Source organism: Clostridium sp. (assembly GCF_017888565.1).
In the GTDB taxonomy this organism is placed as follows: Bacteria; Bacillota; Clostridia; order Clostridiales; family Clostridiaceae; genus Clostridium.
The window spans coordinates 54,482-72,699 of the sequence record NZ_JAGHFX010000057.1 but is presented as its reverse complement, the minus strand read 5'-3'; the positions used below and the strand labels follow the sequence as shown (position 1 = coordinate 72,699).

11 protein-coding genes are annotated in these 18,218 nt (G+C 26.5%); 2 read left to right on the top strand and 9 right to left on the bottom strand.

Features of this window, described 5'->3' with window-relative positions; genetic code table 11:
• Positions 1-163 precede the first annotated feature (163 nt).
• Positions 164-1,072 carry an ROK family protein gene (locus tag J7M87_RS10580; protein ID WP_291651026.1) on the bottom strand — a complete coding sequence of 303 codons (909 nt, stop codon included), beginning with the start codon at positions 1,070-1,072 and terminating at the stop codon, positions 164-166.
• Positions 1,073-1,151: 79 nt separating this feature from the next.
• Positions 1,152-2,570 carry a glycoside hydrolase family 1 protein gene (locus J7M87_RS10575; RefSeq protein WP_291651025.1) on the bottom strand — a complete coding sequence of 473 codons (1,419 nt, stop codon included), beginning with the start codon at positions 2,568-2,570 and terminating at the stop codon, positions 1,152-1,154.
• Positions 2,571-2,864: 294 nt separating this feature from the next.
• Between J7M87_RS10575 and J7M87_RS10570 the strand changes: the two genes are divergently transcribed.
• A complete protein-coding gene (locus J7M87_RS10570; RefSeq protein ID WP_291651024.1) occupies positions 2,865-3,578 on the top strand; it encodes a GntR family transcriptional regulator in 714 nt (237 codons plus the stop codon).
• A gap of 57 nt (positions 3,579-3,635) precedes the next feature.
• On the opposite strand, the gene J7M87_RS10565 is transcribed toward J7M87_RS10570, so the two are convergent.
• The 7 genes from J7M87_RS10565 to J7M87_RS10535 form a co-directional block, all read right to left on the bottom strand.
• Positions 3,636-5,618 (bottom strand): glycoside hydrolase family 20 zincin-like fold domain-containing protein, encoded by a 1,983-nt coding sequence (locus J7M87_RS10565; RefSeq protein ID WP_291651023.1) that lies wholly within the window; start codon positions 5,616-5,618, stop codon positions 3,636-3,638.
• Positions 5,619-5,731: 113 nt separating this feature from the next.
• Positions 5,732-8,263, bottom strand: a complete 2,532-nt coding sequence (locus J7M87_RS10560; RefSeq protein ID WP_291651022.1) for a chitobiase/beta-hexosaminidase C-terminal domain-containing protein — start codon at positions 8,261-8,263, stop codon at positions 5,732-5,734.
• Between the two features lie 157 nt (positions 8,264-8,420).
• Positions 8,421-11,552, bottom strand: coding sequence for an alpha-mannosidase (locus J7M87_RS10555; protein ID WP_291651021.1), 3,132 nt, complete (start codon positions 11,550-11,552; stop codon positions 8,421-8,423).
• An 86-nt stretch (positions 11,553-11,638) separates the two neighbouring features.
• Positions 11,639-12,601 carry a carbohydrate ABC transporter permease gene (locus J7M87_RS10550; RefSeq protein ID WP_291651020.1) on the bottom strand — a complete coding sequence of 321 codons (963 nt, stop codon included), beginning with the start codon at positions 12,599-12,601 and terminating at the stop codon, positions 11,639-11,641.
• 19 nt (positions 12,602-12,620) lie between these two features.
• A complete protein-coding gene (locus tag J7M87_RS10545; RefSeq protein ID WP_291651019.1) occupies positions 12,621-13,580 on the bottom strand; it encodes an ABC transporter permease subunit in 960 nt (319 codons plus the stop codon).
• A 311-nt stretch (positions 13,581-13,891) separates the two neighbouring features.
• Positions 13,892-15,412 carry a response regulator gene (locus tag J7M87_RS10540; RefSeq protein WP_291651018.1) on the bottom strand — a complete coding sequence of 507 codons (1,521 nt, stop codon included), beginning with the start codon at positions 15,410-15,412 and terminating at the stop codon, positions 13,892-13,894.
• A 2-nt stretch (positions 15,413-15,414) separates the two neighbouring features.
• Positions 15,415-17,145, bottom strand: coding sequence for a histidine kinase (locus tag J7M87_RS10535; RefSeq protein ID WP_291651017.1), 1,731 nt, complete (start codon positions 17,143-17,145; stop codon positions 15,415-15,417).
• Between the two features lie 198 nt (positions 17,146-17,343).
• Between J7M87_RS10535 and J7M87_RS10530 the strand changes: the two genes are divergently transcribed.
• The gene (locus J7M87_RS10530) at positions 17,344-18,033 is read left to right on the top strand and encodes a DUF624 domain-containing protein (protein WP_291651016.1); all 690 of its coding nucleotides are present in this window, start codon (positions 17,344-17,346) and stop codon (positions 18,031-18,033) included.
• The last annotated feature ends 185 nt before the right edge of the window (positions 18,034-18,218 follow it).

The window sequence follows — 18,218 nt, the reverse complement described above, 5'->3', positions numbered from 1 at the left end:
TATTTTTATATATTAAACTTTCACATATCACATATTATTTAGATATACTTTTCTTTTCAAGTTTTGCTCTTTTTATTAATGCTAATTCTTTCTTCTTTTGCCCTTACTTTCTTCTTTTGCCCTTACTATTAAGGCTAATTCTTTCTTAATTTTTAATCAATAATTAACTAATCAAGAAACCTGCTCCTCTAAGTCCAGCATCATCTCCAATTTCTGCTACTCGTATGTCCACCGCATCTTTATTAATAACTTTTTCTTTAACTTTTTTAGTTATTACTTCTAACAATTCCTTATTATATAAGATTACAGAACCTCCAAGAACTATTACCTCTGGATCAACAACTGATATTATATTTGAAATTCCTATAGATAAATTTTCGCATATTCTATTAATTAAGCTTTTTATTGAATCATCATTATTTTTATATAACTCAAAAACTTCTGGTGTATCTATGTGTTTTCCTAATAAATCAGTTGCTTGTCTAGATATATTAGGCCCACTACATTGTCCTTCAAGTCCACCTTGAACTAGTCCTGAATGGCTGTATTTATCTTCATTTATTATTAAGTTACATATTTCTCCTGCAAAGCTATTTGCACCATTTATAATTTTATTATCAATTATTAAAGCCCCACCAACACCTGTTGAAACTGTAATATAAAAAACACTTTCAGCTCCTTTTGCAGATCCAATCATAGCTTCAGCAAGTCCTGCAACATTAGCATCATTATTAACTTCTGTTTTTAATGATGTTTTTTCTTCAAAATATTTCTTTACATTAAAGTTATCCCATCCTTGTAAATTAGGTGCTTTTAATATAATCCCATTTCTAATATCTAAAGGTCCTGGACACCCAACACCTATGCCTTTTATATTTTTATTTTTCCAGTTATTATTGATGTGATTGCATATCTTATTTAAATTATATTCTGGACCTTCTTTTACTTGATTTTCTATTTTTATCTTTTCTATAATATTTCTCTCTTCATCTAATAAAGCTGCTCTAATATTTGTTCCACCTATGTCTATTCCTATTATGTATTTATCATTACTTATTAAATTATTCTCCATTTCTTTCATACCCTCTTCATATATTTAAATTTTCTTACTCCTAGGGGAAATGCCCCTGAGGCATTTCCCCTGGGGCTATTTAAAATCCATTATTATCAGAAATTTCTTTTATCCATCTTCCTGATTTTTTTATTGTTTTTTCTTGTGTCTTTAAATCTAAAGCAATAAATCCATATCTATTTTTATATGCATTGCACCAAGACCAACAATCAATAGGAGTCCAAGTGTGATATCCAAAGCAATTTGCTCCTTCTTCTATTCCTTTATGAAGATTTTCTAAATGCTCTTTTAAGAATTCTATTCTATAATCATCTTCTATAACTCCATCTTCATTAATATATTTTTCTTCGCCTTCTACTCCCATTCCATTTTCAGAAATAAACCATGGAATATTATTGTAGTTGTCCCTTATATTAATTGCTATATCATACATAGCCTTAGGGTATATTTCCCATCCTCTATAAGGATTCATTCTTCTTCCTGGCATTTCATAATTATCAAAGTATTTATCTGGCATCCATGCAGATGATTTATCCACATATTCACTAGAAATTTCCACATTTTCCTTTGATTTTATTCTACGTGGGAAGTAATAGTTCACTCCAAGGAAATCTATAGTATTTTCCTTTATTATCTTAAGCTCCTCTTCAGTAGATTCCCATAATACATTATCACTTTCTAAAAGTTCTACTAGATCACTTGGAAACTCTCCTTTTATTGCTGGATCAAGGAATGATCTATTGAAGAATGCATCTGCTATATTTGCTGCCTTAACATCTTCAGGATTATTTATATCTCTTGGATATGATGGTGTTAAATTTAATATAACTCCTATTTGAGATCCATTTTTATCATATTTATTATCTTTAAATAATTTTATAGCCTTTGCTGATGCTAAATTTATATTATATAAAACTTGCATTGCTTTTCTTCCATCAACAACTTTAGGATAATGGAACTTATATAAATATTGTCCTTCTACAACTACTATTGGTTCATTGAAAGTTGTCCAAAACTTTACTCTATCAGCAAAAAGCTTAAATGCTGTTTCTGCAAACTTTACAAATAAATCTACAACATGCTTTGATTCCCATCCACCATATCTATCATAAAGTTCTACTGGTAAATCAAAATGATGTAAATTCATTACAGGTATAATTCCATTTTTTATAGTTTCATCTATTACATCATTATAAAATCTAACTCCATCCTCATCTGGTTCTCCAGTTTCAAAATCCTTTATAAGTCTTGTCCATTGAATTGATGTTCTGAAACTATTTAATCCTATTTCCTTAAGCATTTGTAAATCTGATTTATAGCTATTATAAAAATTAGATGTAACTTCTGGTCCTACTTTATTAAAAAATACTTCGGGTTCTACTTCATACCAATAATCAAATACACTTTTATGTTTTTTATTAAAGCTTCCTTCGCTTTGTGGTCCTGATGTAGCTGATCCCCACCAAAATCCTTCTGGAAATGTAAATTTGTTTTTCATTACAATGCCTCCCTTAAATCTGTAAATACTCTTTATTATTTATTAGTAAACTCTTTATTATCGTTTACATTAAAAGCTTAAATTCATTAGATTAGATTTATTTTATATAACTAATATTTCATTTAATATCAGTATAAGTACTGAAATTTTATATCTTCATCTTATAATAATTATATAGCCAATTTTATAATTTGTCTAGACAATTGATATTATTGACTATAGTTTTATCTTGATAAAATTATAATTTATAGTAATATATTTATATAATAATTAAAGAATGAAAGGATATCTACTATGCCTAAATATAAAGAAATAAGTGATGAAATTAAACTTCGAATTGAAAACGGAGTTTACAGTGATCAAAATAATCAAATACCTGATGAAATTAGCCTTTGCAATGAATTTAATTGTAGTAGAATGACTATGAAAAAAGCATTAGATTTATTGGTTTTAGATGGCATCATATATAGAAAACGTGGACATGGAACTTTTATAATGGATAAACTGCCTGATAATTCAAAGATAAATATATTTGATAGAGATTTAAATGGATTAACAAGGCTATCTCATGGTAATGTAAAAACAAAAGTTTTAGATTTTAAATTAATATTTGCTGATACTAATTTATCTAACAAATTAAATATAGATGAAAATTCTCCTGTATATGAAATATTAAGAGTAAGGTATATTAATAATGAGCCTGTAGTCCTTGAAAAAACCTTTATGGATGCTACACTAATCACTGGAATTAACCATAGTATTTTAGAACGTTCAATATATGATTATATAGAAAATACCTTAAAATTAAAAATAAGTAGTGCTAATAAAATTATTCGTTCGGATAAAAGCAATAAAGAAGATATTGAGCACTTAAACTTAAATGAACATGATCCTGTTTTAGAAGTTGAACAAATTGCTTATATAAATAATGGAAAAGCTTTTGAATATTCCATTGCTAGACATAGATATGATAAATTCCAATTTACATCTTTTTCTGTAAGAGTATAAAGCCCTATTTTTCTGGGCCCCAGGGGCAATACCCCTGTGGCTCAAATAAATGGAAATTTATATATCCCGTAAATAACTACAAGTGTATTTTATTACATCTCTTATTCTATATAATTCACTTTCTTTATTTGTTTTTCTCCATATAGTTGAATATTCATAAAACCATTCTTCAAATTCTTCTGCTAATTGTTTTAAGTTATTCATACTAATACATCCTTTAATGCATTCTTCAATATCTTCTTTGATTGCATAATTCTTTATGCTACTATCCTTTTTTATTATCTTATTATTTATATTACTATTTATATCATTCAGATTATCCTCAAACTTACCTTCATGTATTTCTTTGTTTATTATTACTATCATTATTTTATTTATTAATAAAATTCCCTTAGCTGCAACTATAAACTCTTGTATCATTTCCTTTGATTTTGTATCTTTTATATTATGTGATAAATTTTCTAACTTTTCTTCTATTTTTAATATTTTTTCTTGCTGTTCCTTTAGTTTATGAATTTTTGCTGTTTTCATTTTCCTTATAAGTTCATTCTTGATAGGTCTATTTGTATTAAACTTTTCCTTCCATATTACTAACTCTGACCATCCAAACTCTTGATATTTACTTAGCTCTGCTAAAAATGAAACTACTGTCCCACTACTATCTCCAAACTCTAAAACAGAGATATCTTTATACATTTTATTAAAATCTTTTTCTATGTTAGGATTCCATGATAAAGCAGCTCCATATATCATTCCTGGAATAGAACTAGATAATAAATTTATATGTCCATAATCTCCCCAGTTTGTGTTAAGTACTCCTATCGCATCATACTTCACCCCATATGAAATCATTCTATATATATTTTCAAATGCATTGTCCATTAGGTTCATTAAATGACTCCATCCCCCTACCCCTGGACATACGTATTGTTCTCTACCACTTTCTGCAATTATTCTTGTATCCTTTTCTTCAACACCGCACCAGTAATTCCAATTTAGGCAAATTGCATCTTTATCTATAGTATTTATTAAATCTGGATGATTTAATATGACATCTCCCCAAAACATTATTTCTTTATCATATTTCTTCACTATAGAAATAACTTTATTTAGAAAATCAACATAAAGTTTGCCAACTCCTAATTTTTCAGCAGCTTCACTGCTTTTTCCTTTCCCTAAATCAAAAGTTTCATCACAGCATATATTAAACTTGTTAGATGAAAATAAAGGTATAAACTGATCCAACATATTTTTAACTAATTTTATACTATCTTCATCAGTTACATTCAATGTATGATGAGCCATCCTATCTACAAAAGAGTATTCAGATGTTGCTATTTCTGTTAATTCACATAAATACTTAAAGGATTTAGTTCTTAAAACTTCGTATAAATGACCAAAGGTAGATATAGATGGTATAAGTTCTACATGCTTATTTTTACAATATTTATCTAATAAAATTATTTCTTCTGAAGTTAATGGATCTTTATCCATCCAAACTTCGCTCATTCCTTTAAAAGCAAAGGTATGTTCAATATATAACTGAAGTTCATTTATCTTATAAAATGCTGCTTTATCTACTAGTTTCATTAAAGTTTCTAACTTAGGAACCTTCCCCCTAGTAACATCATGATAAAATCCTCTATGTTTAAAATACGGTTTATCTTCAATTATCATTCCAGGCAATTTATGTTCATATTCCATTATTATTTGTGTTAATGTTTGAACTCCATAAAATAATCCTTTAGAAGTAGATGCATTTATTTCAATATTATCTTTTTTTATTGATAGCTTATACTCCTCATTTTCCATTGAAGAATCTTTTTTTAATCCTATAAAACTATTATAAATATCATAGTTTAAAGCCTTTGTTATATTTGCCTTAAATCCAAGATTCTTATTTATCTCTTCCTGTAACAATATTGCCGAGTTTAAATCATCAAAAGAACACCTATAGTCTAAAATTATATTAACTTCTTTTTTTAATTTAAATTCTTCTTTAATATATTGTATCTTTCTAGGCATTGGTATTAAGTTCATTTTCACCATCTCCCTTTTTAGTCAACAAACATCTTTTTAATCAATAAAATTTATATTTATTACTTAGTAATTTCATAACTCTATTCTGAAACCATTAATATATTTTAAACCGACTACTCCACAGTAATTTCGTCAACAAACATAAAGGCTGGCCCTTCACCTGCCATAATGCTCCAACTAGGACATACTTCTTCATTCTTAGCAAAGATTCTTATATACCTAATCTTTATATCGCTATTAAAAATTGAACTTATATTATCTACAGCAACTTCTTTTCTTGGTATTGAATTTTTATAATAAATTCTTTCAATATCATTAAATTCTTTTCCATCAACTGAATACTTAAAATCTACAAATCTAGGATAATAAATCCATGCTCTAGTATCTTGTAAAAAACCTACAGTTACTTTGCTTATGTTTCTTTCTTCTCCTAAATCTATAATTACATCCAAATCATCATGGTATCCAAGCCAACGTCCATCTGTATAATCATTACTACCCTTTTTCCCATCTATTAAATCATAAACACCATTTTTATTATATTTTTCTATTTCTACTGGATTTGTAAATGTCTTTATATCCTTAATCCCTAATGACTTATATAGACTACCTTCTTCTATTTCACTTTCTTTAAATCCATCTTTATAAACCTTTGCTTTAATTGTTGTACTCTCTTTTATTATTATTGGCTTTGTATATAATAATGATTTTCTATTGGGTTCACTTCCATCTAATGTATATCTGATTTCTCCATTCTCATTTGGATTATATATAGTAAATTTTTCATTAATTGATTCTTTCAACACTATATTTTTAGGTGAAATTTCTGGCTTTAATGCTCTTGGCATTATTTTAGACTTACTTTTTGCTCTTTGATATTTTGGAATATAGTTATCAATTTCACTTGTATTTAGCAAATACTCTTTAGTGAAGATTTCTTTATTTATCATTTTTTCATCATTAGAAATTAATAAAGATATTTCATTTTCTTCTGAAACAATAAATAATTCAGAGTTCTCAAATTCAGAGACTTCAGATTCAGAGTTCTTATTTAATACAAATTCTCCCTTAGATAAATGTAAAGCGTACTCAAAACCATTGTGCATACACACTAATTCTTTTTTATATACATCCTTAACTACAGGAATTCTATTAAAGTACAATGCAAATTTTTTCTGATTATCTTTGTAGCAATTTTCTTTCAATATATTATCTTTATATCTATTTTCCTTAAATACATTTTCTTTGTATCTATTTTCTTCAAATATACTTTCCTTAAATACAATTTCTGAATCTTTGCATATTATATTTATTGTTGAACCTTCATTTGTTTTCCAAATTACTTCATATGAAAATTCATCTATTTTTGAAAACCTTGGTTCTTCTCCAATTATTTTATTTATATCATTATTGCTATCTACATTTACTAAGTCTATTGATGCTCTTAAATTTTTATCACTCCAGTAATGAGTATTTAATATTGGAAGTGAATCAAAAATGCTTTCATTACTTTCCAAAGTACTCTCATAATACCTTGACTTATAATTTTCATTAAATAAATGTAAGTCTCTTATAGATAGACTATTCTTCTCCCAAAGAAAACTCGTTCTATAAAATCTACTATTATACCATGCTGTTCTCAAATTATCCTTATTCCAGTCTTTAGATACTGTTATTGTAGTAGGTGGTGTAACTAAGTATTTTTTCTTAAACCATTCTCCTGATTCTTTTAAAGTTTCAACCCTTACTTTACCCTCTTTTGCAAGCTTTGCTATATATGGAATTTGAAGTTCGTATCCCTTTCTCATTGTGTTCCATAGAAAAGTATTTTCCTGTCCTGTTTGTATATATGAAAATCCTAAAACTGCTTCATTTATATACATATCAAATAACCATTCAACCCACTCTTTAGTTTGTCCTATTACGCAAGCTGGCTCCATAGTATAAACACCATTTACAGATTTCCTTACTCCATCTTCAAAAGCATAAATTGGATCAGGTCCGAGCATTCTAAATATAGGTAAATCCAATTGCATCTTCTTACTTTGAGATGGTATATATTCATTTAATTTACTTGGATAATATCCTTGATTATAATATCCTCCCCAAAGTGTAAATCCATCTGTTCCAATTTGATCTCTACATAAAGCGGCAGCTTCAACATTATATTTTTCTTTAAAATATGTTAAAGTTATAATATCCATTACCCAAGACCCTACTGATTTAGGATAATACCCGAAAATTGATTTAAAATCTTCCATATATACATCTACCATTTTTAATCTATCTTCTTTTGAATATCCTAATGAATATCCTATATTTACATGATCGTCTACTGGAGTTTTTCCCTTCCATTTAACTCCTGCTTTTTCTGCTAGTTGCTTATCAATTTCCCACCAAACACCAACTTCATCGTATTCATCAATACTTTCTTTTATTAAATTACTAAATCTTTTATCTATTAAAGCATCATATTTTAGTGCATATGTTGCTGGTAATCCATACTGTTTTAAAATTTCTAATTGATATATTATTGTTTTAAAATCATCCTCAACAAACTCACCACTAGGATATACCGTCTTTCTTATGAAGTTATATATATTTACTATTGTTGGCATATTTAAATTTTTACTTGTTAGACTCATACTAATAATCTTTCACTAGATAGAATATATTAAACTCTATACTAATTACTTTCTCCTTATTTTAATAAGTAATATTAAATATTAAAGGTAATAAAATATCTTAATTTTACAAAATCACGATATTAATATTACCTTAATTATTTTGAATTTATTTAAATTATCTCAATCTAACTTTAAATGTCTTTATTTCAAAAGGCTTTATTATAAAGTTAATACTGCTTCCATTTATATTTACACTTAATAAATCATTTTCTAACAAGTTACACTCAATTGCACTTTCTATATCCTTAAAGAAAGTCAAATCTACATTTGTTCTCTTGTTATGGAATTCATATAATCTAATTATTAAATCACCACTATCTTCAGCCTTCTTTATAACTTCAATCATAACATTATCTTTATTTATGCTAACTAAGCTTAATTTATTATCTAAAATTCCTTTATTTTCTTCACAAACTTTTGTAAATAAAGGTGTATTTAATTGATAAGCTTGATTAACCGTTTTTGCTTCTTTCCATGTTCCAATATGAGGATATATTGAATATGTGAAGAAATGCTCTTCCTTATCTGCATCTGGGTTTGGATCACATGTTGATTTTAATAATGTTAATCTCATGTTTCCGTCCTTTATGTCATGACCATATTTAGAATCATTTAATAATGAAACTCCAAAATCACCTTCTGATAAATCAGCCCATTTATGACCACAAACTTCAAATGCTGCAACATCCCAAGATGTATTGTTATGTGTTGGTCTAGTGACATTTCCATATTGAATTTCATAAGTAGCTTCCTTAGTATTAATTTCTACTGGGAAAGCTGCCTTAACTAATACATCTTTTTCTTTCCAATCTGCAAAGGTTTCAAAATCTATTCTTTCGATATCATTATAAATATGAATCTTTTGAATTATCTTTGATTCTAAGAATTTTCTTTCTACCTTTAATGTACTTCTTACTGGTCCTTGTTCTATAACTTCAATATTTTGAACATCATTTATTTTCCACATTTTTTCTTTATAATATATATCTATATCCCAGTTATCAAAGCACATTGGCTTATCTTCAAAAGCTTGAAGTTCATTACCTATTGCTCCATCTTTTAATATTTCTCTATTTACTTCTTTATTTATAAATGATGTAATTTGTCCTTGATTATCAAATATAATCTTGAAAAATTTATTTTCCGCTTCTTCTTTTGAAAGCTTAACTAATTCATTTGTTTCTTTAGTTGCTTCTATTATCCTAAATGATTTATATCCATTTGCAGGAATAGCCTTTGCAAAAAATATTGCTTTATTTCCATCTATTTTTTGGCACACAATCTCTAAATCATCTTCATCAACTACTGCTGGATTTTTTATATCTTTTGGAATTTCAAATGTTGCAATATCATTTCTCTCAAAACCTAAAGTATTAGAAACTATTACACTTCTCTCTTTAAGATTTATTTCTGAAAGTATATTATCCATGCTATTTTCTATTAAATTATCTACATTTTCTAATAACTCCTTATACTCAACTTCTGTAACATCATAAACTTCTTTAATAGATGATCCTGGAATAATATCATGGAATTGATTTAGTAGAACTTTTTCCCATGAATTATTAATATTCTCTTGAGGGTATTCATTACCTAATAGCATTGATATGGAACTCAGCTTTTCTGCTGCTGTATATAAATTTTCACATTTTCTATTATCTCTTTTATTTCTTGCCATTGAAGTATAAGTACCTCTATGGTATTCAAGATATAATTCTCCAACCCATTTTTTTAACTCTTTATTTCCTGATACTTTTTCTTCTAATCTTTTAAAATAATCTAGAGATGTTCCCATCTTAACTCTTGGTGCACCTGGTATCCCCTTTGCTAATCTTCTACCATTTTCGAGCATTTCGATAGTAGCACCACCACCACCATCTCCCCATCCAAAGGAAACTAGTACATCGTTATTTATATTCTTATTTTGATATCTTCTCCATGATCCCATTATTGCATCTGGCTGAATATGTCCATTATATGTTGTGAAGTGAGATTCTCTATCTTGTCCAGGACCTGTAGTTGTTATAAAATGCGTTAGTACTTCACTTCCATCTATACCTCTCCACATAAATGTGTCATTTGGAATTTTATTAAATTGATTCCATGCTATTTTAGTTGTCATGAAATAATCTATATTTGATTTCTTAAGTATTTGAGGTAATGCTGCTGAATAACCAAAAACATCTGGTAACCATAATATTTTATTATCTACGTTGAATTCTTCTTTAAAGAACCTTTTACCATGAAGTATTTGTCTTACTAGTGATTCTCCTGATGTAACATTACAATCTGCTTCAAGCCACATAGATCCTTCTGGCTCCCAAACTCCTTCTTTAATTTTTTCCTTTACTTTTTCATATATTTTAGGATGATCTTCTTTTAACATCTTATAAAGCTGTGGTTGAGATGACATAAATATATACTCTGGATACTCTTCCATTAGTTTTAATACTGTTGAAAAGCTTCTAGCAACTTTTTCTCTTGTTTGTGCAACAGTCCAAAGCCAAGCTACATCTATATGAGTATGCCCTACACAAGTTGCAATTACATCTTCATGTCCACATAATTCTCCATAAAATTTTTCATTTAGGAAGTTATTTGCTTCCTTAACACTTTCATCATACTCTTTTGATTTAGGTCTTCTTAAATCAATTAAATTGATAGCTTCATTTAAAACAGTTATCATATCTATTCTATTTTTATCTTCTTTATCTAACTCTTTGCATACATCCATAGGTACCTTTAGATTCCAGTACAACTCTCTAGAATCCATATCTATTTCTACTAATTTTCCATGCAATGTAGCTTTTTTATCAGCAAGCATTCCTGCATATGCATGTAAATCTATATCATACCTTTTCCCCGAAACTGCATTATGGGTTAAAATTACTTCTCTATGATTTATATCTAACCCTTGAATTTCCTCTCCATTAACATATAAGATAAATTGAGGATTTGTAGCATCCCACCCTTCATCAAAAGTATGAAAGTTAAGTGCTATTACTTTTCCTTCAAGGTTCTTTGGAACTTCTACAGAGCACTTAAACCATCCATGACAATCTTTGCCTCCCCATAAATCTCCACTTTTAAACTCTCTCCATCCATCCTTTGGAGCATCCTTTATTAAATCTATGTTATGATAGTTTCCATCAATATACATATAATTTTCAAGGCTTATTTCACTTCTATATACATTTTTAGCAATTTCATTACAAGTCTTTTCAATTCTTTCTAATAAATAAAACATAACTTTTCTCCTACAAATATTAAATATTTTAACTTATACTTTTTATTACTATACTATGAACTTTATAACCTAATAATTTATTTAATTTACTCTTTTACTGCTCCAACTGTTAATCCACTAACAAAATACTTTTGGAAAAATGGATAAGCAAAAATAATTGGTAAAGTAGTTATAACAACTATTGCCATTTTCACTGTTTCTTTTGGCATTTTTGATACTGCTTCAGTTGCATTTAAGCCAATGGCTTGAGAATTATTCACCAGGAACTCTATTGATGTTTCTAACTTTATAAGTAAATATTGCAATGGTATTAAACTATTTTTATCTATATATAGCATTGCATTAAACCAATCATTCCAGAATCCTAATGTTAAAAATAAAGCTATAGTTGCTATTGCTGGAAGTGATATTGGTAACACTATTTTTAAAAATAATAAAAACTCTGAAGCTCCATCTATTTTGGCAGATTCTATAATTGCATCTGGTACAGTAGTTTTAAAGAAAGTTCTCAAAATTATAATGTGAAATGAACTGACGCAAATAGGTAGTATAAGAGCTAGTATATTGTTTTTAAGACCTAAGAATCTTGTTACCACTAAATATGATGAAACCATACCACCTGAAAATAACATAGGAATAAATATTAACTTAGTAAAAAACTTTCTATATGCAAAATTCTTTCTTGATAACGCATAAGCATAAGTTGTCATTATAATTAATCCAAGTATTGTTCCAGTAATTGTGACTACAATAGTTACTCCATAAGCCCTAATTATATTGCTTCCAGATTCAAATATATATTTATATGCTTCTAGACTCCACTCCTCTGGCCAAAATCTATATCCATTTGCTTGTAATGATTTCTCACTAGTTAAAGAAATTATTAAAACAAATAGAAATGGTACTATACATAATGCTGCTAAGATTCCAAATAATACATTTAAAATCCTATTTGTTGATTTTGATATTGAGTTAAATTTGTTTGAATGATCTTCTGCTTCATTTTGTTCTTTATTTGTATCAAAAATATTTTTAAATTTATCTGCCATATTTTACACCGCCTTTAATTTAGAAAAATGCATTTTCATTATCTACTTTTCTAACAATTCCATTAGTAACTAATATCAAAATAAGTCCTACGAATGATTGATATAATGCTGCTGCTGAACTCATTCCTATATTCCCTAGGTTAGTTAAACCTCTATATACATAAGTATCTATAACATTTGTTACTGGATATAACGCCCCAGAATTCTTTGGGAGTTGATAGAATAGTCCAAAATCAGCTCTGAACATTCCTCCTACTGCTGTTATAAACATTATTATTAAAACTGGTTTTAATGATGGAAGAGTTATATATTTTATTTGTTGCCATTTATTTGCGCCATCTATCATAGCGGCTTCATAATAGGACTTGTCTATTCCGCATATGGAAGCTAAGTAAACAACTGTACCATATCCAACTGCCTTCCATTGACTCATAAATATTATTATTACAATCCAATATTTAGACTCAGTGTACCAAGATATTTTTTCTCCACCTAAAGCTGTTATAATTCCATTTACATATCCTTTTTCTGGACTTAAAAATGCAAATAAACAGTAACTTACGACAACCCAAGATAAAAAGTAAGGTAAGAACATAGAGCTTTGGTAAAACTTAGATAGTCTCTTATTTAATAGTTCTTTTAATAAAATAGCTAATGTAACGGGAAGCACTATCCCTAAAATTATAAAAACAATATTATATAAAACTGTATTTCTTGTAATTAGCCAGGCATCGCTACTATTAAATAGAAATTTGAAGTTATCAAATCCTACCCATTCACTTTTTATTAAACTTTCTATAAATCCACCGCTAATCCTCCAATTTTTAAATGCAATAATTATACCTATCATAGGCAAATATGCAAATACTAAAAACCATAATGTCCCTGGTAATGTTAATAGTAAAAATTCCTTATTCTCTTTTAACTTTTTAAATATTGATTTATTTTTCCCTTTATCTAAGTTCTTAACTTTAGACATTGCTCCAACCCCTTCTCTGTAAACGTTTCTTTAACTACTTAAAATATATCATACAAGTCTTTTACCTTTAAAGTTGAAATACTTTAGATTTAGTGAATAAATTAAAGTTTCTATTTTTATCTAAATAAAAATGTAGATATATCTCAAAACTATAGTTTACTAATTAATTTTGAAATTATTTAAAAGAAAATCACCTAATAAGATTTAATTATTCTTATTAGGTGATTTTTGCTTATTATTATATATAACTTAATTTTTATATAGCACAAACTGTTGATTTTCGGCTTATCTATTCAGGCAAGCTTCCTTTATTAATAGTTTTTCATTTCTCTTAATGTTGATGGACACACTCCATAATATTTTTTAAACTTTCTATAGAAATAACTCGTATCAATATAACCAACTGCCTTAGCAATATCATTTATTTTCATATTTGTATTAAGTATTAGTTCCTTTGCCTTCATATTTTTTGTCTTATTTAAGTATTCTGAAAATGAACTTCCTGTTTCCTTTGAAAAGATTTGCCCCAAATATGAACTATTTATATTATATTGATACGCTAAAGTTTTTAAGCTTAACTCTTCATAATATCTATCATTCACTATATTTACTATTTGCTGAACTACAGGACTATATTTTATTGTATTTTTATACATAGCATCTATAAGTTCCTCTATTTCTCTAATTATGAATGCCTTAACACTTTTTCTAGTATTTTCATTACATAATTCTATAATAGTATTACTTAAACTATCTCTTCCATACTTTTTTTCTAGCTTAAATTCACTTGATATATCATCTATTAATACTATAACCTTTATTGAAAAATCATAAATATTTTTAGGCGTTAATTCTCTATTCTCTATTATTTCTGATATATACTCTTCTAAGCCCTTATTATTTTTTTCTATAATTAACTTGTTTATATAATCTATTTCTTCTTTAAAGTTCATATTCTTTTCTTTTATATCTCTAATATTCTCTTTATATATACATTTATTGGTGCCTTCTGTTAATATATATTTTTTAAGTTCATTGGCGCCTTTATAGCTTTTTCTTATATTACTTATATTAGAAACAGTATCTCCCACAGCAATAAATATTTCCTTCTTAGTTTCTTTAATAACGCTTTCCTTAATGTCTTCATAATAATTAATAATTTCGTTTCTAGATGTATTTTTATCCCAAGAATTTATTAATATAGCTTGATCATCATATTTGTAAAGAATCTCATACTTATTATTTGTATATTCTTCTATTATATCTTCTATATCTACCCGCTCTTCCTCATCTTCTTTTCTCATAAATTTTATATTAGCTACAGTATATATTTTATTATATATATCTATTGATATTGAATCCTTCATATCATAGATAAAATTCTCATCTAACATTTCTTCTAGGTATTGAATTAATTTTCTGTTCTTATCTAAAAGTATATTTTTCTCTTTCTTCTTATAATCTAAACTTCTAACAATACTCGCCATAACCTCTTCAAGTTCTTCTTCATTTATTGGCTTTAATATATAACTTTCAACACCGTATTTTATTGCCTCTTTTGCATAAGCAAATTCATCATATCCAGTAAGGATTGTAAATCTTGTTTTTGAATTTATTTTTCTTATTTCACTAATTAGTTCTAATCCTGTTAATTTAGGCATGCTAATATCTGTTACAATAATATCTACTGCTTTTTCCTTAAATTTATTTAAGGCTTCTTCTCCATTATGTGCTATTTCTCTTACCTTTAACCCGAGGTTTTCCCAATCAATAATATTCATTAGCCCTTGTGTTATTAATTTTTCGTCATCAACTAACATAACATCATACATAATCATACCTCTTTACATAATATTTTAACTATTATAGTTATTCCTTTATCATCCTTTTTTAATATTTTTACTCCATACCCTTCCCCATATTCATTAATAATTCTCTTATTCACATTTGCTATACCTATCGAATTACCATCTTGTTTGCTACTTAATAATTTATCATTTATTTCCCCTAATTTTTCATCAGAAATTCCTCTACCATTATCTATGATTTTTATAAAAATATCATTTTCTTCTTTAGTTACATCTATCTTTAATTTATTATCATAATCTTCAAATCTAATCCCATGTATAAAATAATTTTCTATTAATGGCTGTATCGAAAATTTTATAATTTTATATTTTTCAAGATCATTTGGACAATTTATTTCAAAATTAAAATTGTCATAGTATCTAAATTTAAATATTTCTATGTATTTACTGCAATAATCTAATTCATCCTTTAATGTTATGATATTACTATCCTTTACTTGCTTTCTAAATAAGAAAGAAAGTGTATATAACATTTTTCCAACTTCTTTATCTCCATTGCAAATAGCTTTCATTCTTATTGACTCTAAAGTATTATATAAAAAGTGTGGATTAATTTGATTTTGTAACGCTATCATTTCTGCCTTTTTTTGTTCAATTTCTGCTAAATATATTTTTTTAATATATTCATTTAGGTCTTTACACATCTCATTAAAGTTTTCTGAAATATAATTAATTTCATCATTATCTGATGTTATTGGTATTTCTATATCTAAATTACCACTCTTTACTTCTTCCATAGCAACTAATATATTATCTGTTCTATCACTTAAGAATTTTAATTTAATGTATAAGATGGATAGAGAGATTATTAAAACTAAACTATCAACAAAAACTAAAGAATTAATTAATCCTATTGAAATTTTATTAACATCACGCTTTACCATTTTGGATACAGACATTATTGCTGACGAATTCACACTCTTATTTATATAATAGCTTTTATCTAATTTTACCTCTCCATCACTTTTTACTATTTCATCGTAATATTCATATTTTTCATAATTATAGTCTCCATCAGAGTTATAAATAATATATCCATTATTATCAAACACCATAACTTGATGTTCATTTTCATATTTTTTTACTATCTCTTTTATATGATTTAAATTATATGTAAGAATTATTATACCTTCGCTCTTTAAGTTAACTGGATCTCTTACTTCTCTTATAAATTTTAATGTATTTTTATCCCCAAAAATATTATTAAATCCTTCTTCTATTGGTATATCTTCCTTATTAATACTTGTTATTTTTATTTGATTTTTTCTATTAAAAGAACTCTTCTCCATTCTACTGTAACTTATAAATGCGATTTCCTCTAAATTATAATTTAAATTAAACGAAGATCTTACAAACCTTTCAGTACCATTGTAGTAATAACTAGAGCTTTCAGATAACCTGTCCAACTTATTTTTTAAATAAGAAATTGTATCTGTATTCATAAATCTAAGTATATCTTCAACAACACTCAAATCACTATACATATTTCTTACAATTAAATCACTTGAATTATTTATCTTATTTATTTCATCATTAACATCGTAAACAACTTTTTCATTTATATAGGATTTAGCATCTCTATTGTTATCTAAAAACTTTTTTACAAAATAAAAATCCAATGTTGCTATTAAAAAAATAGTAACTAATATATTAGCTGCAAATAACCTTTTATATACTGTTGACTTTCTTATTTCCATATCATCTATCCCTTCAGAGCATCCTATATATACATTTAATCATAATAATTTTCTTATTTAAAGCTTTTCATAAGTGCTGATTTATATTTTTATTGTACTTTTTCTAGATAAAAATATAATTTGTACATAAAAAATTGAATTTATGAATTCATTAAACTATACTACTTATTACAAGTAAACATTTACGGAGGGATTTGTGTGTTTGGTAATTTCTTTAATTTTGAAAAAATCTTTGATTCATTTAACTATGTTTTCTGGTTTTTCTTATTGAACTTATTTTTTATGCTATTTAATATTCCTTTAATATTATTCTTCATATTTATAGGTATCAGTAATATTTTTAGATACTTTCCTTTATTTTTAGTTTGTTTACTTCCAACCATGCCAGCATTTACAGCATTACTTTATTGCATGAATAAAATAGTTGTAAATAAAGATTTAAATATTATAAAAGATTTTATAAATGGAATTAAACTTAATTTTAAACAATCACTTCTAATCTGGTTCTTTGAACTATCACTAATAATTATAATTTACTTTAATATACGATTTTTCTCATTACTAAAGTATAATATTGTTTTAGTTTGTTTATTTTCTGCAATTGCTATTATCTTAGCTGCTGTTACACCTTTTATTTTTATACTTATCAGTAGATTTAAAATGAAAAATATTAATATATTAAGAACAGCTTTTATTTTATGCTTTACAAGACCAATACTAACTATAACAAATTTGTTATTATTTATTTTTTCACTTATTTTATTTGAACTAACTCCAGGAACAATAATATTATTTATTTCTAGTCTACTATCTTTTTCTTTACTATTTATAAATAACTCATTATTGCAAGAACTCGAAAGTCTATCAAAAAAACAAAATGTTTCTTAATTTAGATTATTGGTATTTTATTAGTATTCTAGATTACATTTATATAATAAATTTAATGTATAAACTCTAAAAATATATAACTTTTTCTAGAAAGTATGCTCATTGATATTTTATTTAAAAATGAAAACATATACAATGTGAATGTAAAGTTTAAACAATCTAAAATATTAAATTCTAAAGAAAAT